Raw genomic sequence first — 20,392 nt, 5'->3', positions numbered from 1 at the left:
AGCAGGCAGCTGCTGTTTCGGCTGCCTGCTTTAGTTTTATATTCAAATCATTATTTCCATTTGCTTATATCTTTTTTATCGATTATTACCATGAGAAGGTTCTTTTCCGTAAGCTTTTTGGTAGGACTTACATAGCCCCAGTTTTCGCCCTTTTCTTTAATTGCGGCAACGTTCATGTTGTATTTTTGTCTGACGTTAAGCTCCATAAGACTCTTGCCGATCCATGATGGCCTGGGCTGTAATTCAACCATACAGAGATCCTCGTCAAGCTCATAGTAATCGTGTATTGATTGTGAAGCAAGAATTCTTGCGGATCGAATACCGCCTTCTTGCTCGGGATTGATAATCTTATCGGCGCCTACTCTTTCAAGAATCTTGGCCATACGCGGCGAAGAGGCTTTGGCGATAACGGTGCGGACGCCTTTCTCTTTGGAGATTGACACAACCATTATGCTTGCCGCAATGTTTCCACCCATTCCGGTAATTACTATATCCATGTTCTGAAGACCGAGCGACATAACCTCGTCTTCGTTCTCTAGATTACAGCATATCGCGGAGGTGACTTTTGAGGACATGTCTCTTATAATCTGCTCGTTTTTATCGGCGACAAGAACATCCTCACCTATGTTATACAGACTTTCCGCGACGCTGCATCCGTATTTTCCAAGCCCTAAAACAGCTATTGATTTCTTCATTTAGTCATTTCTCCTTCTCTTTTATCCTACGTAAAATACGCCATCAGAGTATTTGATATTGTTCTTGCTTGATCCTGCTCTTGAGAAAAAAGCAACCATTGATATTGGTCCGGTTCTTCCAAGGAACATAGCGATAATGATTATTATGCGTCCGGCGACGTTAAGCGAGGATGTGAGTCCTCTTGATAGTCCGACCGTTCCGCATGCACTTACAACTTCGAAGAGCGCGTCCTCCATAGGTACCGGATTGACCATGGAAAGGAGGATGGTAAGAAACAGCGTGGCAAAAAGGCTCACGAATACAACCGCAGCCGCTTTTCTCATTGAATCGACGGATACGCGGCGATTGAATATCACGTTCTCATTTTCTTTCCTTACGTATGATCTGACATTCATAAAGAGAAGAAATACTGTGACAGTCTTTACACCGCCTGCTGTTCCGACGGGTGAGCCGCCGATGAACATAAAGATATAAGAGACAAGACAGGAGGCTACAGAGAGACCTTCCTGCGGAACTGTGGTAAATCCGGCTGTTCTTAACGTTATCGATTCAAAGAGGCTGTTAACGAGCTTTCCTCCAAGGCTTAAACTTCCAATGGTTTCACTGTTGTTCCATTCAGTTAAAAGAAATATGATCATGCCTCCGAAGATGAGAGTAAGCGTAAAGCAAAGAACGAGCTTACTGTGTTCGGAGAGTCTTTTTATTGCGGTTATAGGTGAAAAACGCTTAAGAAAAGCTTCTTTTATCACGTGCAGGATATCAAACCATACGACGAAACCAAGACCTCCCAGAACAATGAGAAGCATGGTCACAATCATTACGGTCGGATTGCTTCGATAGTTCATAAGGCTGTTGGGACCGATGACATCCATACCTGCGTTGCAGAAGGCGGATACGGCGTTAAATATTGATATCCATAGGCCTTTAAGGAAGCCAAATTGCGGGATGAATACGGTCGAATATAGGACTGCGCCGATTCCTTCCGTGATGAAAGTTCCTTTTATGACTCTTGTCAGGAACTTAAGAAGCTTGGTTCCCGAGCTTAGGTTAAAAGAGTCTTGAAGGAGAAGCCTGTCTCCCAGAGAAAACTTTTTGTGAGTTATGAGCATCAGCATCGAAGCCATTGCTATCATTCCCAGACCGCCCATCTGTACTAAGATAAGGATAATAAGCTGACCGAAAAAACTCCAATGCGCAAATGTATCCACAACTACGAGTCCCGTAACACATACGGAGGTTGTTGCGGTAAAGAGCGCTGTCAGAAAATCCGTAAACGTTCCGTCGGCGGAAGAAAAGGGGAGAGTCAAAAGAACTGCTCCTATAATTATTGTTAGTAAGAAGCTGGCCGGTATTATGTGCGTCGGCGACAGCTTTTTTGATGTTAATGATGAAAAATCTATCATGTGAATCCCCAAGATAATATATTATCACGACGTTTGAATAGATAAGCGTCATGATAAAGGTAAGACTTTTTTTGGTAAATGTCAATAAATATGCCAGTTTTGAGCGTTGGTTGTTATTTTTTGTTGAAGATACTATAATAAATCTGGTTATATAAAAAATGAAAGTGTGGCAAAATTCCGTATTACCAGTTTTGGAGAGTAAATATGATAACTTACAATTTTGATAACGTAAAAGGCCCGTTATATCTGTATGTTTATAAGAGTATAAAAAACGAAATCGTGTCGGGTAAATTAAAACCAATGGAGAAGCTTCCTTCCAAGCGCTCTTTTGCCCAGAATAACGGGATCAGCATTATTACCATACAGAATGCGTATGATCAGCTTATCAGCGAAGGATATGTTTATACGCAGCCCAAGAAAGGCTATTATGTTGCAAACCTTGAGAAGATGCCGAATGTAGCGACGGATTCTAAAGTAAATTACGATATCAAGGTTCCTTCAAAGGATGCATATGAGTGTGACCTTTCAAGCAACAGGGTCAATCCGGATAATTTCCCTTTTTCCATATGGACGAGGATTTCAAGAGATGTCATGTCCAACATGAAAGAGGAACTGATGCAGATCTCACCCACTGCAGGAGTTATGGAACTGAGGGAGGCAATTGCAGAGCATCTTAAATCTTTCCGCGGTATGCTGGTGGATCCCAATCAGATAATCGTAGGTTCCGGAACGGAGTATCTTTACGGCCTTATCATGCAGCTTCTTGGCAGGGACAAGAAATATGTGATCGAGAATCCGGGATATAAGAAGCTTGCGGATATCTACAAGCAGAATAAAATAGACTTTTCTTATGCGTCACTTGATGACAACGGTATTACCGTAAAAGAGCTTGAAAAGAGCAAAGCGGAGATTGCCCATATCTGTCCCAATCACCATTTTCCGACAGGTATAACGATGCCTGCAAGTAGGCGCTATGAGATTCTTGCCTGGGCAAATGGTGGGGACGGAAGATATATCATTGAGGATGATTACGACAGTGAATTCAGAGTGACGGGAAAGCCGATTCCGCCGATGTTTTCGATAGATGCAAATGAGAAGGTTATTTACATGAATACCTTTTCAAAGTCTTTGTCACCTACTATTCGTATCAGCTACATGATCCTTCCGGTGCACCTTGCCAACAGATTTTATGAGACCATGTCTTTTTATTCATGTACGGTATCAAACTTCGAGCAGTACACCCTGGCAAAGTTCATTTCCCAAGGCTATCTTGAAAAGCACATAAACCGCATGAGGCTATATTATACTAAGCAGAGAAGAAGACTAATGGAGATTATTGAAAGAAGTGCATTAAGAGATAGGTGCCGCATTCTTGAGAATGATTCAGGACTTCATTTCCTGATCATGTTGGATACCGACAAGGAAGATGCTGAGATAGAAAATAGTCTTAAGAATAAGGGAATCAAGATAAAAGCTCTTTCGGATTATTATTTTGTAGATGCTGCAAAGAACCAACACTGCTTTATCATCAATTACTCGAATCAGGATGTCGGTAGTATCAGGGATACACTTAAAGAGATAGCAAAAGAGCTTTGAGTTCATGCCGAAGGAGCAGTTTGATTTAAAGAATATAAAAAGGTTGCGATGTTTATTCGCAACCTTTTGTTGTATCGTATTGAAAAATAAATTACAGAAGCTGAATTCCGTTCTTCTTAGCTTCTTCAGCCATCTCATCGGGCCAGATAGAGCACTGAACCTCACCGATGTGAGCTTTTCTGAGGAAGAACATGCAGATTCTTGACTGACCGATTCCTCCGCCGATCGTGTAAGGAAGCTCCTTGTTAAGGATTGCCTTCTGGAAAGGAAGCTCGGCTCTCTCTGTGCAGCCTGCCTTTTCAAGCTGGCTCTTGAGTGATTCCTCATCAACACGGATACCCATGCTGGAAAGCTCAAGTGCGATGTCAAGAACAGGGAAGTATACGATGATGTCGGCGTTGAGCGCCCAATCGTCGTAGTCGGGAGCACGTCCGTCGTGCTTCTCGCCTGATGCAAGGAGGTCACCGATCTGCATGATGCAAACAGCGCCCTTAGCCTTGGCAATGTAGTACTCACGCTCCTTGGGAGAGTACTCGGGGAACATGTCCTCAAGCTCCTGAGTTGTTATAAAGAAAATATCCTCGGGAAGGATCTCCTCTATGTAATCGTACTGGATAGACATGAATTTCTCAGTCTTTCTGAGTACCTTGTATACGTCCTTTACCGTCTCCTTAAGGAAATCGATATTGCGGTCTTCTTTATTTATAACCTTTTCCCAGTCCCACTGGTCTACGAAGATTGAGTGAATATTGTCAGTAACTTCGTCGCGTCTTACGGCGTTCATATCTGTATAAAGACCTTCACCTACGTTGAAGCCGTACTTCTTGAGTGCGTATCTCTTCCACTTTGCAAGAGAATGCACGATCTCAGCGGGACGTCCGTTGTCATTGAGAATATCAAATGAAACGGGCCTCTCTACACCGTTCAAGTTATCGTTAAGTCCCGATTCGGGTGTTACAAACAGGGGTGCTGTTACTCTCTGAAGGTTGAGCTTGTTGGAGAGCATGCCCTGAAAGAAATCTTTGACAGTCTTGATGCCCACCTGTGTGTCGTGAAGATCAAGAGCCGATTTGTAGTTCTTGGGAATTTTAAGGTTTTCCATAATCTCTTTTGCCACTTTCTTATATAGTTTCCTTACCATAAGAATATATATATCCTATGATAAATGTTCCACAGTTTATTAAATCGCTTTTTCCTTCATATTGCAAGAAAAAAATTGAGATTTACAACTCATGGTTGACAGACTTGGGACTTAGTGATAATACTATTATCGATAATTGAATTATCAGTGATAAAAAGAGGGGAAAATATGTCAGTCAGAGATACCAGTATAGATCCGAGGCTCATTGACAGTGCCCGCAAGGAATTCATGGAAAGAGGATTTCTTAAGGCTGAGCTAAAGAGAATATGCGACAACGCCGGAGTTACAACCGGTGCAGTCTACAAAAGATATAAGGGCAAGGAAGAGCTCTTTTGCGCGGTGGTACAAGACGCGGTTGATGTTATAGAAGAGCATATCTTTACACGTATGGATCTTGATCTTGCACCGCTATCAGATGATGAGATGCATGATATGTGGGATATGACGCCGAAGAAGACCATGGAGATGTTTGATATTCTCTGGGATGTCAGGGAGGATCTGATCCTTCTTCTTGATAAGGCATCGGGAACTGTCTATGAGAATTATATAAATGAATTTTCAAGACGTATGACCGATTCCTATTACAGATATTATGAGGAGACCAAAAAGAGAGGGCGTGCAACGGCCAAGATAACTAAGCCTGAGATGCACGTTCTGTGTACGGCATTTTGGAATGCCATATATGAGCCCTTTGTTCACGGTATGTCCCGTAAGGAGATAGAAGAGCATTGCAAGATCATGTGCACTTTCTTTGACTGGCCGGGAGTTGTAGGTCTTAAGTGATTTCTTTTGTATAAATATAATGTTGATTTTGAGCCGTCTTAAATGGCGGCTTAAAAATAGATCAAGAGTTAGCAAATGCTAACCAAGGAGGAGGCTAAGATGTTTAAAAAGGTGGCTCCGTACATCGGAGAGTACAAGAAGTACACGGTTTGGGCCGCTATTATGATGACTTTTGGAATTTTGGCAAATGTTGTGCCTTATTTTTTCCTGTATCAGATAATAGCGCCGCTTACAAGAGGAGAGAGTGTAAGCTTATCATTTGTGATGATGAGAGTTTTGGGTGTTCTTATCTGCGAGATACTATATTCTTACAGTTATGTTCAGGGACTTGAGTTTTCTCATATGAGTGCCTACAACACTCTCAAGAATATCCGAATTTCTTTGCAGGGTAAGCTTGAGAAGCAGTCTCTTGGAAATATTGCGGATCTCGGAACCGGTCGTATCAAGAAGATTTTTACCGATGATATCGATCAGATCGAGCTTCTTTTGGCGCATGCTGTTCCTGAGGGAATAGCCAATATCGTCATTCCGGTTCTGATCCTTGTAATTATGTTTGTTCTGGATTTCAGGCTCGGACTTCTTTCACTTGTTCCGCTTATTGTGGGAGCAATTGCCATGTGCATTATGATGAAGGCCGGATTTACCATGATGAATGACTATTATGAATCCGCTGCCCACATGAACAATACCATCGTTGAATATGTCAACGGTATGGAGGTTGTTAAGGTATTTAATAAGGACGGCGATTCATACAAGAAGTTCGGTGATGTTGTAAGAAACTATCGCGATTTTACCATCAAGTGGTACAAGGTATGCTGGCCCTGGATGGCTACATATTCAAGTGTAATGCCTTGTGTTGTTTTGCTCATGCTTCCTGTGGGTTCTCTTTGGATCCTTTCCGGAGCACTTACTCTTGATAAGCTTGTGCTTGTTATGTGCATGTCTTTCTCAGTAGGACCTTCTTTCTTAAAGGCTCTTAACTTTGCGGGTAAGTTCCCCCAGCTTGAGTACAAGATTGATGAGCTTGAAAAACTCATGGATCGTCCGCCTCTCAAGGAAGGCAAGAACGGCTTTGCGGGAACAAATATGGATATCTCTTTTGAAAATGTAAGATTTGCATATGAGAATGATGAGGTTCTCCATGGCGTAAACCTTGAACTTAAGCAGGGAACAACTACGGCTCTTGTAGGTGAGTCGGGAAGCGGTAAGTCTACGCTTGCAAAGCTTCTTGTTCACTATTACGATCTTGACGGCGGTTCAATCAAGATCGGTGGTCAGGATATCACAGATATGACCATTGAAGCCCTGAATGATCAGGTGTCATACGTTTCGCAGGAGCAATTTCTTTTTAATACATCTCTTTATGAGAACATTCTTATCGGAAATCCCAAGGCTACAAAAGAGCAGGTGCTTGAAGCGGCAAGCAGAGCGCAGTGCGATGAGTTCCTTGAAAGGCTTCCCGATGGAATCAATACTATGGCCGGTGACGGTGGTAAGCAGCTTTCCGGTGGTGAAAGACAGAGAATCTCTCTTGCAAGAGCAATTCTTAAGGATGCGCCCATCATCGTTCTTGACGAAGCAACTGCTTTTATGGATCCCGAGAACGAGGACAAGCTTAACGCAGCCATAGACGAGATAGTTAAGGACAAGACAGTTCTTGTAATAGCTCACAGATTGTCCACAGTAAAGAATGCGGACAAGATCTGTGTTATGAAGGAGGGAGAGTGCATCGCGGCGGATACCCACGACAATCTCCTTACAACCTGTCCCGAGTACAAGAAGTTCTGGGATGCGTCTGTCAGCGCCAGCTTATGGAAGATAAAGGAGGCATGATCTCATGTTTAAGATACTTCAAAGGATTATAGGTATTACCGGTAGATTTAAAGCAAGAATTCGAGCTTCATATATAACATCCTTTTTTAAGGGAGTTATGATGAAAGCTCCTTTGGTACTTTGTTTTATGGCCATAAGTTCTTTTATGCAAAATACAATGACCAAAGAAAAGTGCCTGTACTACGGCCTTGCTCTTGTGGTGTGCGTGGCGCTTCAGGCAGTGTTTGAGCACATTACCAATGTGCTGATGTCCGCAGCGGGATACATGGTTTTCGCGGATATGCGTTTGAATTTGGGAGATCATCTTCGTAAGCTCCCTATGGGTTATTTTACTGAGGGTAACATCGGAAAGATCAGCTCTGTTCTCTCAACGGATATGGTCTTTATCGAGGAAAACTGTATGGGTGTTCTTTCCGAGCTTGTGGCATTCATGATCTCTCAGGGACTTATGGTGGTCATGATGTTTGTCATGGATTATCGCATGGGACTCATGTCACTTGCTATCGTGGGCGCTTTTCTTATTGTTGGTAACTATATGCTCAGAACCTCAATGAAGCACTCCGTTGTCAAGCAGGAGGTCGCTGAGGATCTTACAAATGAAGTTATTGATTTTGCTGAGGGAATGGGAATTATCAAGACATACAACTTGCTTGGCGAGAAGTCAAAAAAACTTACGGAAGAATTCAAAACAAGCTGCGACAAGGCTATCGGCTTTGAGAAGGCCTACAGCCCTTGTGCGAGAACTCTTTACCTTACTTTTGGAATCGGAAGTTCAATAATGCTTGCTCTTTCTGGATATCTGTACAGCAAGGGAATCTTTACACCTGAATATATGGTTGGAATGGCATTTTTCCTCTTTGATCTCTTTGCTGCCATCAAGGCTTACTACGGTCACATGCCAAGACTCACTGTTACAGCTGCCAGCCTTGACAGGATCGATGAGGTGTTTGCTGCCGAGGAACTTAAGGATCTTGGGAAAAAAGAGCTTCCGGCAACCGGAGATGTTGAGATTGAGTATGATAATGTAAGCTTTGGCTATACACAAAAAGATGTCCTTAAGGATGTTTCCTTCAAGATAAAGGCGGGCGAAATGACTGCGCTTGTAGGTCCTTCCGGTGGCGGTAAGTCAACGATAGCATCCCTTCTTGCTAGATTTTGGGACATCAAAGACGGCCATATTCGCGTTAGGGGAGAGGATATAAGAGATGTATCTCTCGGAAGCCTTATGGACAGCATCAGTATGGTATTCCAGAGAGTGTATCTGTTCCAGGATACCGTTTACAACAATATTGCCATTGCAAGACCCGACGCTACCAGAGAGGAAGTTGAGGAAGCAGCCAAGAAAGCAAGATGTTATGACTTTATAATGCAGCTTCCCGAAGGCTTTGACACTGTGATCGGTGAGGGCGGAGCTTCCCTTTCAGGCGGTGAGAAGCAGAGAATATCAATTGCGAGATGTATCCTTAAGGATACGCCTATCGTAATCCTTGACGAGGCTACAGCCAGTGTAGACGCGGACAACGAGCGTGCCATCCAGGAGGCAATCTCCGAGCTGTGCAAGAACAAGACTCTTCTTGTAATTGCTCACAGACTCAAGACTATCGCCGACGCGGACCAGATCCTTGTTGTTTCCGACGGTAAGATCGTAGAGCGCGGCACTCACGCCGAACTCATGGATAAGAATGGCACCTATGCCCACATGGTTTCACTGCAGGCTTCTTGATATTTATATGAATTAGCTTTAAGAGCATCGAAAACGGGATATTTTCCCGCTTCCGGTGCTTTTTTACTTGTATGCGCAGGCTTCGGTGCTTATAATGTTAAATTACAACAATAGTCCGCGAGAAAGAGGATAACTATGGAAATAAGATACTGCGAAGAGAAACCTGATCTGGAAACATATTACGATCTCAGAGCTTCTGTGGATTTTAAAAACTTCTGTCCCGAGCAGTCTCAGAAAGCTTTGGATAAAAGAGATTACTTTATAATAGCAAAAGACGGCGAAAAGGCCGTAGGCATGGGAAGCGTTGTCGGAGACGGCATGTACTGCACGATTGTTGATGTCACGGTTAGGCCCGAATATCAGGGAAATCACATAGGCGCAAGCATAGTTAATAAGCTTGTTGAGCTGATACAGAACAATGCTCCTGAGGGCGCGAGACTCAGCATTCAGCTCATCGCTGCAAAGGGAAAAGACGGCTTTTATAAAAAGCTTGGTTTTGAAGCGCTTCCCGATGAAAATGCGGGCCCGGCGCTTAGGAAGTTGATCTATACATAATAATCAATTAGGACAGCTATGAAGGAGAGAGAAAATGAAGGTTGTAATTATCAGACACGGAGTGGTTGATTATAAAATGAACCTGCGGTGCAACTCCGAGGAATTTGATCAAGATGTAAAAAAGTATGATGAAGCGCCGATTTTGACGATGGAATATAATGTTCCCGCCGGAGATTATAAGTCTTATTATGTAAGCTCTTTATCCAGAACTCTTGCAACTGCCAGGGATATTTTCGGAGATAAAGAATACATTTCAACTGAGCTCCTTGATGAAGTTCCGCTATCTTCAAGTATAAAAACAAACAAGAGACTGCCTTTGGCATTTTGGAAAATTTCATCCAGACTTCAATGGCTTTTTAACAGCAAAAGGCCGAAAGAAGGCAAGAAAGATACTGTAATAAGAGCAAACAAGTTTATAGATGATATCATTGTGAAAAACGAAGACTGCGCAGTAGTTTCTCATGGTTTTTTTATGATCACTCTTTTTTCTGAAATGAAAAAGAGAGGCTTCATGATCCAAGGAAAGGCGGCAGGCTATGAAAACGGTGAATATGTTATATGTGAAAAGTAAAAGAGATTCATATTGATTAATCTGTGATCGTAATATTACTATAACCTAAGAAAATATATGAAAAACGAACTATACGAAAACATACAAAAAATTGATACGGTAAGAGCCATTCTCGTCGGCCTTAATACAGACAAGAGCGATGACGAGTTTGAGCGCTCGATGGATGAGTTAAAAGAGCTGACTAAGGCGATAGATATCGAGGTTGCGTCAGTTGTGACACAGTCCCTGAATTCGCCCGACAACAGCACGTACATCGGAAGCGGAAAGGTGCAGGAGATAGCGGCCGCGCTGGACATACTTGATGTAAGCATCATCATCTTCAACGATTCACTCTCGCCCATGCAGGTGAGAAACTTAGAGAAGATACTGGACACCGAGGTTATAGACAGAACGGGCCTTATCTTGCAGATTTTTGCCAAAAGAGCAAAAACAAGAGAGGCAAGGCTTCAGGTTGAATCCGCTCAGCTTCAGTATATGCTGCCGAGACTTATCGGAATGGGCAAGACTCTTTCAAGACAGGGCGGCGGAAGCGGAAGACTTTCCAACAAGGGTTCCGGTGAGAAGCAGCTTGAGCTCGACAGAAGACGCATCGAGCATAGAATGAGCGAGCTTAGAAGAGAGCTTGAGAATGTCGAAAGAGAGCGCAATACGCAGAGAAACAGAAGGCTTAATTCTCCTATAGGAAGAGTTTCGCTTGTAGGATATACCAACGCGGGCAAATCTACGATCATGAACAATCTCTTAAGGCTCTACGGAGGCGAAAGCGATACCGACAAAACTGTGCTTGAGAAAGATATGCTCTTTGCGACCCTCGATACTTCTGTAAGAAAGATAGAAGCTCCCGGGCACAGACCTTTTCTTTTGACCGATACCGTAGGATTTATAAGCGAGCTTCCTCATGCGCTCGTAAAAGCCTTTAAATCAACACTTGAAGAGGCTAAATACGCAGATATACTGTTGCAGGTCATCGACTTTTCGGATCCCGAGTACAGATACCATATGGAGATAACAGGTAAAACTCTCTCCGAGATAGGCGCAGGCGACATTCCGGTTATATATGTGTTTAATAAGTCGGATATCGTAAGGCAGCAGCAAGAGGAAGAGAACATGCTCGTTATGGATATTCCAAGAGCGAAGGATGACAGAATATACATCTGTGCCAAGGACGATGACAGCCTTGAAGAGCTTGTCAGCCTTATAGAAAAGAAGCTTGGGGAAAAAGAGACTGAGTGTGAGCTTCTTTTTCCTTATTCAGAAGGCGGAACGATCAGTATGCTCACCGAAAGAGGAGTTGTAAAAAGCACGGAGTACCTTCCGGAGGGAATCAAAGTTGTTGCAACTCTTTCACAGGGAGATATGAGCAAATATGGTGAATATTTGGCATAATGATGATAAATGTGTGCAATTCCGCCATGCAAGCGGCCCCGGATGGCTCAACGGTACGGATTAACGATATTGAACACATAATTTTCACAATTTTTTCAATATATAGTCACTTTTTTCCATTTACAAATCGGCTGCCACAAGGTATAGTCTTATAAGTTTTATATGTAGTTTTTCTTTTGCAAATAAGAAAGGAAGTGACGATTGTGTTGAAACAGCTGATAAAGAAGAATATCATGCTAAGACCCGGTCAGGTCAAGGAATTTGTCAACGCAGCAACAAAATGTGACTTCGACGTAGATATATACTATAACAGATATGTTGTTGATGCTAAATCGATCCTTGGTGTTTTCGGATTGGATCTTACAAAGACTTTAACTGTTGAATACAGCGGCTATGATCAGGAGTTTGAGAACTATCTTAATACTCTTTCAATTGCCAGCTGATTCATATAAGCAGTACAAAGGTAACCGTTCGCGTGCCGGACAGTACCAAGAAGTAAAGAAATAATTGTTCATTGTGGTAGAAAAGCTCTCCATGGTATAAAATATGCCATGGAGAGCTTTTCGTTTATGGTGATACAGATTTCGGTCCGCAGACTTGTGGAATTTATCTTAAGAAGCGGAAATATAGACAATAGAATACATCAGGTCTCCGCAGATGCTATGCAGGAGGGCGGAAGGATCCACCGCATGATCCAAAAGAGCATGGGCGCGGATTATCACGCCGAGGTTCCTCTCAAATATACCCACAATACAGGCAGATACGAGCTTGTTATCGAGGGAAGAGCGGACGGCATACTGGATAAATATTTTGATGATGAGAATGCTTTTGATCCCCAGCAGTCCATGTTTGAGGGGAAAAAGAAGCAGATGCCCCTTATCGACGAGATAAAGGGTACATACAGAGACCTGGCTAAAATGAAAGAGCCTGTGCCGGTACATCTGTCACAGGCTAAATGTTATGCCGCGATATATCTCATTCAAAGGGGCTGCCCGTCCATAGATGTCAGAATGACTTATTGCAATATGGACACCGAAGAGATCAAGTATTTTGATCAGACATATACGGCGGATGAGATCATAAAGTGGTTCAACGAGCTTATAGAGAAGTACCTTAAGTGGTCTGATTTTGAATATGAATGGGAGCTTACAAGAACAGCCTCCATCAAGGAAGTACAATTTCCTTTCCCTTACAGGGATGGGCAAAAAGAGCTTGCTGCGGGCGTTTACAGAACGATCGTGCATGGCAAAAAGCTATTTTTGGAAGCGCCGACAGGCACAGGAAAGACGATAACGACGGTATTTCCCAGCGTAAAAGCGATGGGTGAGCAGAAGGTAAGCAAGATCTTTTACCTGACGGCAAAGACGATAACAAGGACAGTGGCGGAAGATGCTTTCAATACGCTAAGAGACCTTCAGAAGCTTAAGTTTAAGACGGTCACGATAACGGCAAGGGATAAGATATGCTTCCTTGATGAGGGAGAGAGAAACTGTAATCCCGAGGCTTGTCCGTATGCAAACGGCCACTACGACAGGATAAATGACGCGATATATGACCTTCTTACCAATGAAGACAGCTTTGACAGGGAGAAGATAGTAGAGTACGCGTACAAGCATGAAGTATGTCCATTTGAGATGTCGCTCGATATGAGCCTTTGGGCAGACGGAGTCATATGTGATTACAACTATGTATTTGACCCGTTTGTGTACCTTAGGAGATTCTTTGCTGACGGACTTAAATCAGATTATGTATTCCTTGTCGATGAGACTCATAACCTGCTAGACAGAGGAAGGGAGATGTACAGTGCTGCCCTTAGAAAAGAGAGCTTCTTGGAGCTTTCCCGCACCATAAAAGAGTTTCATCCTAGGATAGCGGGACATCTCGATAAGTGCAACAAGGCTCTTTTGGAGCTGAAAAGAGAATGTGACGGCTGCAAGGTCCTAACCGGGATTGACGGCTTTATAAACCCTTTAAACAGGCTTTCCGGCATCATGTCGGAATATCTTGAGGATCATGCGGAAGGCCCCTGCAGAGAGGACATTCTGCTGTTTTATTTTGATATATCAAGATTTCTTACCATATATGACAAAGTGGATGAGAACTACGTTATCTACAGTGAGTTTAACGAAATGGGAGACTTTATCGTGCGTCTTTCGTGTATAGATCCTTCCACAAACCTTTCGGAGTGCATGGCAAGAGGTCGCTCATCGATCCTCTTTTCCGCAACACTTCTTCCGATACGCTATTACAAAAAGCTACTCGGAGGAACGGATGAAGACTTTGAGATGTACGCTAAGTCTGTGTTTGATCCGGGACGGCTGGGACTATTTATCGGAAAAGACGTAACGAGCAGATATTCCATGAGAAGCTACGAACAATATCGCAGGATAGCATCGTACATAGACAATATAGTCAGCGCAAGGGGCGGTAATTATCTCATTTTCTTCCCCTCACATCAGTTCCTAGATGAGGTCCTCGATATTTATGAGAGCGAATACTATAACCCGGATAATTCCGAACTTGTAGTGCAAAAGAGCTATATGAGCGAGGATGCACGTGAGTCATTCCTTGACAGGTTCTCCGAGGGTAACAACCTTGATCTGACAAAAGTGATAAATATGGACATAGAGGTTGAAGAAGATAAGAATATACTCGGCTTTTGCGTCATGGGTGGAATATTCAGCGAAGGAATAGATCTTAAGTACGACAGCCTTATCGGAGTTATTGTTGTCGGAACCGGAATACCTCTTGTATGTAATGAGCGAGAGATAATAAGGGAATTCTTTGAACAAAGAGGCGTAGACGGATTTGACTATGCCTACAGATTCCCCGGAATGAACAAGGTACTTCAGGCAGCGGGAAGAGTTATCAGAACGGAAGAGGACAAGGGAATAGTTGCTCTTCTTGATGACAGATTCATGCAAGGCAGTTACAGAGCTCTTTTCCCCAGAGAATGGTACGGATGCAAACCGGTTTCGACCGATGAAGTCAAAAACGCTGTATCCCACTTCTGGAGCAGCTTTCCGGAATAAAAACATATCAAAAAACTGCTCTGATGCGAAAAAATACAGATAAAAGTTTACATAAATCAGATTTTTGATAAATTATGTAAACCGAACAGTAGTTCAAATTGTATGATAATAGACAACAATTATATAAAATGTCAGATAAATGATAAAAAAGTCTTAATTAAACGACAGCGATGTCATGTGGATAACTCTGTGGAAATTGGGGATTAGTTGAAAAATATACTTCATAACACCCCATGAATTGGGCGTTTAAAAACCATGACGAAATTAAACGATAACCGGTAAAAAAATAATCATCTGACCAATAAGGTCAATAAAAATATGTAAACCTAAAATATGACCGTCACGCGTGTCAGTTAACGCTTTTGCGCTTGCGGTTGGGATAAGTATTGCGGTATCATTTTAAGTATCACTTAGTTGGTGTTTTCAAGCCAGGGAAAGTTGGAGTTGGGGTATGAACATACTGGATTACGACTTGGAAGTTCAGGCACTGAACAGAGAACTTTTAACTGCCAGGGCCAATATGTCCGGCAGCTACATAGCCATATGCAACAGACTTATCAGGAAAGCTAAAGAGGTTGATGACATTCCTCTTTTAGGTTATTCCTATTATTTTCTTGCAGATGCGTACTATATGGTCAGCACAGAATACCGCAAATTCAATTCCAGTCTTCTCAAGGCGATGGAGTATCTTCAGACATGTGGGGAGAACATGTATCTTGCAAGATGCTACAATCTTCTGGGCATTGATGCCTTAAGTCACGGTAATTTCGAATTATCTCTTGATTTCTTTATGAGTGGGATCAAACTCTGTAATGATGAAGAGGATGAGCTCAGTGCCGTTTACGGACTCCTTGAGTACAATATCGGTCAGATATACTACGAGATAGGAGATTTCAAGAAGGCACTTCCTTATATCCGATCCGCATACAAACATATAAGACGTGATAAGAAGGACAGTCTCTATTACAGAAACCTTCTTTTCTGCTATTGTTTCCAGGCTGACTGCTACATGCAGCTAAATAAGCCTACATCCGTTAAGAACTGTCTTTTGGGCCTTAAGAGACTTGAGGACGATCCCAAGGTAAACAGAGAGTATTTTCAAGATATTCCCGTTCTTGACATCAGGATGAGAGGAAATTATCTTCTTGGTAATACGGAAGAGTTTGAGAAGTATTCCGATATTTTATCCAGACTTATACAGACCAACAAGTTTCCGCTTGATTGTGTAGAGGATATTTTCGGAATATGTCGATTCTTTATGAGGATCGGAAGAGTTGATGAGGTGGTTTATATTGTCAAAAATATAGAGAGATCCATCAACGATATGAATATTTCATATCTGAAGAAAAAGCATGCCAGACTAAAGTGCGAGCTGTACAGCCTTATCAAGGATGAGAAGAACAAGGTCAAAGCACTTGAAGAGTATTATCTTTATTCGGTTGCTCAGGAAAAAGACAGCCTGGTAAATTATAAGTTCTTTACCGACATCAGGACCAAGCTCTCGGCAATCGAGCAGGAGAACTACAGGCTGCTTAAAAGAGCTGAGACGGATTCACTCACCGGACTCGGCAACAGATACGGACTTAACAAGTATGCGGATGAAGCATTTGAGAAAGCGTATTGCGAGCAGAAATCTCTCGCGGTTGAGATCCTTGATGTTGACAATTTCAAGAAATACAATGATACATACGGACATCAGGCAGGTGACGTATGTCTTAAGAGGATTGCTGAGGCAATCGCACATAAATGTGCATCAAATAAAAACATTCATGCGTTCAGGTACGGCGGGGATGAATTTGTTCTCATATATGAGAACATGACGGATGAAGAGGTTATGAGTCATGCCATGGAGCTTAGGGACGACGTTCATGACATGAAGATAGAGAGTAAGGCACAGAAAGAGGGAAATATAGTGACTATATCTCAGGGAATACGCAATTCTGTTCCGAGAGAGTCTACTAAATTATGGGATTACATGTATGCGGCGGACAATGCTCTTTATGAGGTAAAAGAGCATAAGAAGGGCGAGATCGTTATGCTTCACAAGGCGGTCATCTCTCAGGAGTCGCTTGAAGAAGCCCAGTACAGCTGATCGCTGACTGTGAATCTATATAAGTATTAGGTTTTGAAGGGATTTCTTTGTAAGTAAAAGGGTTATGAAAAATATCAAGTGGACAATGCGTCAGGCTATTCTGAGTCTGGTCATCGGCTGCACTTTATTTGCGATCGTTGCACAAACGGTTGCTTTTGAGGTTACATCAAGGCAGCAGATAAGAAGAGAAAGTCTTCTTAACAACGACGAGACTCTTCAAAGAATAGAATCTGAGCTTAATTCTTATATTCACGGACTCATCGTCAAGATGCAGACCATCTATACCGAAACGGAAATGATATACGACATGAGGAGATATCATGCCGGTCGAAACAATCTTCTGAACTATTACTGGGAAGCTTGGCATTTTGCGGAAAAGAAATTTGATTCTTCCGATCAGCTGCTTGCCCTGTATATCTATGGCAATGAAGATAATCTGATCAGTTCCTGGAGAAAACAGCCAAACAAGTATCCGCATGATCTTTACGGTAAGGATATGTATGTTAATGTTGCTCATTTAAAGAGTTATCTCAATTCCGATGACTATGCGGTTATGCTTTCGGGTTATCACAATGATGAAGCAAATCAGGATGTTCTTAGATTTTGTTTAAAACTCCACACTTATGACGACAAAAGATCTCAGTACGGATATCTTATCTGTGATTTCAATGCCCAGAATTTTGCGGATATCATGAGTAAATATATTTCATCAAGGGATGTTTATGTATGGCTGCAGCCTAAAGGTGATGCGCCTATCGCGCAGGTTGGAAATACGACTAAAGAAGAGAGCAAGATCTTTTCCGAGCTTACCAAGGTTATTGCGACAGCTTCGGATGAATTCCCTGAGTTTGAAGATGAATACGGCTCTTTTTACCTTAACAGCAGGGCTTCCGAAAAATATAATCTGCATATCGTGATGCTGACGCCGCAGTCGCTTATGCTTCGGACACAGAGCGCCCTTGCGCGTATGCTCATTATTATTGCTTTGTTTATTCTTTTGGTAACGATACTGTTCGGAACCAAAATCTCGGGATATATATATAAACCGGTAGAGGAACTCAGTAACACCATTATCCAGATCAAGGAAGGCGATACCGACCTAAGAGTCGGAAGGACGACCGGATGGAGTGAAGAGCTTAAGGTAATGGGCGAAGAGTTCAACGAGATGCTTGATCGGATACAGAAGATGGTAGAGGAAGAGTACGAGGCCAAGGTACTGATGGAACGAACTCAGTACAAGGTTTTGCAGGCTCAGATTAATCCGCATTTCCTCTATAATACGCTTGATACAATGAGTGGCATTGCGGCTTCTCAGGACTGCACGCTGGTAAGCGGACTTTGCCAGTCGCTTTCCGCTATTTTCAGATACAGCCTTGATATTTCAGATACGCAGTCGACGCTTCAGCAGGAAATGGCACATGTTCGTAACTATCTGTATGTTATGGACGTACGAAACGGAAGCAGCGTGAAGTATACATATCATATCGACTCTGATACACTAAGAGACAATATTCCCAGGATCACGCTTCAGCCGATCGTTGAGAATGCGCTTCAGCACGGCCTTAGAAAGACCAGGAGAAAAGACAAGGAGCTTATCATTTCAGCTAAGCATAAAGACGGAAGGCTCATTATCACGATAGAAGACAACGGCGCGGGAATGGATGCCGATGCTATGAACAAACAGCTTGAAGAAGCCAATATCGGAAGAATTGAGATGGGAAAATCCATCGGTATCATGAATGTAAACGCCAGAGTTAAGAGCGTGTACGGAAGAAATTACGGAATCCGCTATGAAAGTGATTCCGAGACGGGAACCAAGGCGGTTATTTCGCTGCCTATAGTAAAAGCTATCGAGGATCCCGAAGAGAATGAAGGTATAATCCAATAAAAGGAGTAGCAACATGGGGTTAAAGTACAGAGTACTTGCGGCGGACGATGAACTTTGGAGCCGTGAAAATATAAAGAGAATGCTGCCTTGGGAAGATTATTCCATAGAATTTCTTGAACCTGCCTGCGACGGGGAGGAAGTTCTTGAAAGGATTCCCAAAGAAAAGCCCGACATAGTGATAACAGACATTAATATGCCGTTTCTTAGCGGGCTTGAACTATTGAATCAGATCAGCAGTAAGTATCCCGATATCATAACACTTGCAGTAAGTGGCTATGATGATTTTAAAAAAGTAAAAGGAGTTTTCATGTCGGGGGGCATCGACTATCTCCTTAAGCCCGTAAGTAGGGAACAGCTCGTTGATTCACTTAGTAAAGCACTCAAGACTTTGGAGGAGAGGGAAAAAGAAAAGGCGGACAAAGAGGACAGCATTTTAAGAGAAAACTATGTTTCGTCTTTCCTTGAAGATGATGAGTTCTCATCTCTTTTGAACGGAAAATTATTCAGACCGGGGAATGAATTTCATGTTCCCAGCACCAAGGTCTTTTCGGAAATATCTACAATACTTGTTAAGTTCCATAATGTTGAGATCCTTAAGCAGAGCTATGATAAGGATGTTCTTAGGATGTCCTACGCTCTAAAGGAAAAACTCCGAGAGATCATAGACAACGAAAGGACGATTATCTTTAACTACACCGACAAGGTTAACGAATTCATTATTGAGCTCAACGCAACACCGGCGAGACTTCACTTTATCGCAGACCGCATTCTTGAGGCGTTCCCTATTGAGAAACAGGGACCTATAACCGTGGTTATCCATGATAAGGCAACCTCACTCGATGATATTGCCGCTGTTTATCGCGAAATGATCGCTGATCTTGTGACCAGACCCTTCGGTAACAAGCACAGCATAGTCGTTTGCAAGGGCTCCAAAAAGATCTCGGATTTCCAGGACAGATACAACAGCCGCGTGGAATCGATCGTTTCGGATTGTCTAAGTAAAAAAGATATTGCTCAGGCCAAGACTGTTTTGATGGAAACGGCCGGGCTTAATAAGTGTGACAGCCAGAAGTGGACTCTTTTTGAGGTGACGCAGTTTACGACCAGAGTGCTCAATACGATTGCAGATTCTGCCCACGGCGAAGATTCAAGACTTTATGAAGAGGTTCAGGATGCGATAAACTACGGCCTTAGATCACTCAATAAAAATATAATCACAGAAAACATAGAACTTGCGCTTCAGATCGTATCAGGCTCCGAGGGTAACGAGAGCAGCTCGATCAGTGAACAGGTCGAAAGTATTCACGATTACATAGAAAAGCATTATATGGAGCGCATTTCACTGGCAGATCTTGCGGAACAGTTCTTCGTCGAACCGAGCTATCTTTCGCGTAAGTTCTCTCAGAAATACAACGAGACCATCACCGCATTTATCACAGGATGTCGTATGGATAGGGCAAAAGAGCTGATGAAGGATGATAACAATAAGCTTGAAGCCATATCTTTTGAAGTCGGATATGATGACTATAATTATTTCAGCAGAGTGTTCAGAAGATCGGAAGGCGTAAGCCCCAGTGAATATAGGAAAAATCTGAGCAAGTGAAGAAATTTATAAATTAAAAATAAAGCCGCTTTATCGATATTTCATAATTGAAGCTAACACAATTTGCTATAATTTTATTTGAATCGTCGT

The 20,392-nt window shown here is 42.6% G+C and carries 15 protein-coding genes; 12 read left to right on the top strand and 3 right to left on the bottom strand.

Annotated elements, in window-relative coordinates:
- Positions 1 to 50: 50 nt before the first annotated feature.
- Together D6856_RS03860 and D6856_RS03855 are read right to left on the bottom strand one after the other, a co-directional pair.
- Positions 51 to 695 (bottom strand): potassium channel family protein, encoded by a 645-nt coding sequence (locus tag D6856_RS03860; RefSeq protein WP_120685797.1) that lies wholly within the window; start codon positions 693 to 695, stop codon positions 51 to 53.
- 21 nt (positions 696 to 716) lie between these two features.
- Positions 717 to 2,099 (bottom strand): TrkH family potassium uptake protein, encoded by a 1,383-nt coding sequence (locus D6856_RS03855; protein ID WP_120685796.1) that lies wholly within the window; start codon positions 2,097 to 2,099, stop codon positions 717 to 719.
- A 204-nt stretch (positions 2,100 to 2,303) separates the two neighbouring features.
- Here D6856_RS03855 and pdxR point away from each other — a divergent pair, with 204 nt between their 5' ends.
- Entirely contained in the window at positions 2,304 to 3,695 is a 1,392-nt protein-coding gene (gene pdxR, locus D6856_RS03850) for a MocR-like pyridoxine biosynthesis transcription factor PdxR (RefSeq protein WP_120685795.1), read from the top strand.
- 91 nt (positions 3,696 to 3,786) lie between these two features.
- Here the strand turns inward: pdxR and asnA are convergent, their stop codons facing one another.
- Complete coding sequence (gene asnA / locus D6856_RS03845) at positions 3,787 to 4,797, bottom strand: aspartate--ammonia ligase (RefSeq protein WP_120685974.1); 1,011 nt, start codon at positions 4,795 to 4,797, stop codon at positions 3,787 to 3,789.
- Positions 4,798 to 5,004: 207 nt separating this feature from the next.
- Between asnA and D6856_RS03840 the strand changes: the two genes are divergently transcribed.
- The 11 genes from D6856_RS03840 to D6856_RS03790 all read left to right on the top strand — a co-directional run bounded on the left by D6856_RS03840 (position 5,005) and on the right by D6856_RS03790 (position 20,302).
- Positions 5,005 to 5,619 carry a TetR/AcrR family transcriptional regulator gene (locus tag D6856_RS03840; protein ID WP_120685794.1) on the top strand — a complete coding sequence of 205 codons (615 nt, stop codon included), beginning with the start codon at positions 5,005 to 5,007 and terminating at the stop codon, positions 5,617 to 5,619.
- A gap of 99 nt (positions 5,620 to 5,718) precedes the next feature.
- Positions 5,719 to 7,452, top strand: coding sequence for an ABC transporter ATP-binding protein (locus tag D6856_RS03835; RefSeq protein ID WP_120685793.1), 1,734 nt, complete (start codon positions 5,719 to 5,721; stop codon positions 7,450 to 7,452).
- A gap of 4 nt (positions 7,453 to 7,456) precedes the next feature.
- Positions 7,457 to 9,175, top strand: coding sequence for an ABC transporter ATP-binding protein (locus D6856_RS03830; protein WP_120685792.1), 1,719 nt, complete (start codon positions 7,457 to 7,459; stop codon positions 9,173 to 9,175).
- A gap of 135 nt (positions 9,176 to 9,310) precedes the next feature.
- Positions 9,311 to 9,730, top strand: coding sequence for a GNAT family N-acetyltransferase (locus tag D6856_RS03825; RefSeq protein ID WP_120655838.1), 420 nt, complete (start codon positions 9,311 to 9,313; stop codon positions 9,728 to 9,730).
- A gap of 34 nt (positions 9,731 to 9,764) precedes the next feature.
- Positions 9,765 to 10,301 (top strand): histidine phosphatase family protein, encoded by a 537-nt coding sequence (locus D6856_RS03820; RefSeq protein WP_120685791.1) that lies wholly within the window; start codon positions 9,765 to 9,767, stop codon positions 10,299 to 10,301.
- 57 nt (positions 10,302 to 10,358) lie between these two features.
- Positions 10,359 to 11,687: a GTPase HflX gene (hflX, locus tag D6856_RS03815; protein WP_120685790.1), complete on the top strand. Its 1,329-nt coding sequence runs from the start codon at positions 10,359 to 10,361 to the stop codon at positions 11,685 to 11,687.
- 233 nt (positions 11,688 to 11,920) lie between these two features.
- A complete protein-coding gene (locus D6856_RS03810; protein WP_199704115.1) occupies positions 11,921 to 12,130 on the top strand; it encodes an HPr family phosphocarrier protein in 210 nt (69 codons plus the stop codon).
- Positions 12,131 to 12,256: 126 nt separating this feature from the next.
- Positions 12,257 to 14,719: an ATP-dependent DNA helicase gene (locus D6856_RS03805; protein ID WP_120685789.1), complete on the top strand. Its 2,463-nt coding sequence runs from the start codon at positions 12,257 to 12,259 to the stop codon at positions 14,717 to 14,719.
- A 451-nt stretch (positions 14,720 to 15,170) separates the two neighbouring features.
- Positions 15,171 to 16,811: a GGDEF domain-containing protein gene (locus D6856_RS03800; protein WP_120685788.1), complete on the top strand. Its 1,641-nt coding sequence runs from the start codon at positions 15,171 to 15,173 to the stop codon at positions 16,809 to 16,811.
- Between the two features lie 64 nt (positions 16,812 to 16,875).
- A complete protein-coding gene (locus tag D6856_RS03795) occupies positions 16,876 to 18,699 on the top strand; it encodes a cache domain-containing sensor histidine kinase (RefSeq protein WP_092245991.1) in 1,824 nt (607 codons plus the stop codon).
- A gap of 13 nt (positions 18,700 to 18,712) precedes the next feature.
- On the top strand, positions 18,713 to 20,302 hold the full coding sequence (locus tag D6856_RS03790) for a response regulator transcription factor (protein ID WP_120685787.1): 1,590 nt from the start codon (positions 18,713 to 18,715) through the stop codon (positions 20,300 to 20,302).
- Positions 20,303 to 20,392: the final 90 nt, after the last annotated feature.

Origin of the sequence: Butyrivibrio sp. XB500-5, from assembly GCF_003625505.1 — a bacterium.
GTDB lineage: Bacteria > Bacillota > Clostridia > Lachnospirales > Lachnospiraceae > Butyrivibrio.
This window is presented reverse-complemented; position numbering and strand designations above follow the sequence as displayed.